The following is a 421-nucleotide window of genomic DNA, read 5'->3' as shown; positions in this document are numbered from 1 at the left end:
TCACCGTGTGGCTCATCGGCCAGGCGACCATGAACATGGGGTACGTGGTGGGCCTGCTCCCGGTGACCGGTGTGACCCTCCCGCTGATCTCGGCGGGCGGGACCTCGCTGGTCCTCACCCTCTTCATCGTGGGGCTGCTGGCCCGGTTCGCCCGCTCCGAGCCCGCCGCCATCGAGGCGCTGCGCACGGCCGAGCGCGGCCGCCTGGCCCGGCTGCTCGCGCCCGCCCCCACCGCGGCGGTGGACCAGGTGCGGCCCCGGCGGTTCCCCGCGGACGACGCCCCCGAGCGCCCCGTCGTCGGCGGCGCCCGCACGCTGCTGCACGCCCGCCGAGATCAGCGGGAGGGTCACACCGGTCACCGGGAGCAGGCCCACCACGTACCCCATGTTCATGGTCGCCTGGCCGATGAGCCACACGGTGA

1 pseudogene is annotated in these 421 nt (G+C 75.1%); it reads left to right on the top strand.

From position 1 onward, the window contains the following. Positions 1 to 29: 29 nt before the first annotated feature. Positions 30 to 98: pseudogene (locus tag E9529_RS23020) on the top strand (FtsW/RodA/SpoVE family cell cycle protein); the annotation flags it as partial. Positions 99 to 421 lie beyond the last annotated feature (323 nt).

The sequence above is a fragment of the Blastococcus sp. KM273128 genome (assembly GCF_021698975.1).
Taxonomy (GTDB): Bacteria; Actinomycetota; Actinomycetes; order Mycobacteriales; family Geodermatophilaceae; genus Blastococcus.
This window is presented reverse-complemented; position numbering and strand designations above follow the sequence as displayed.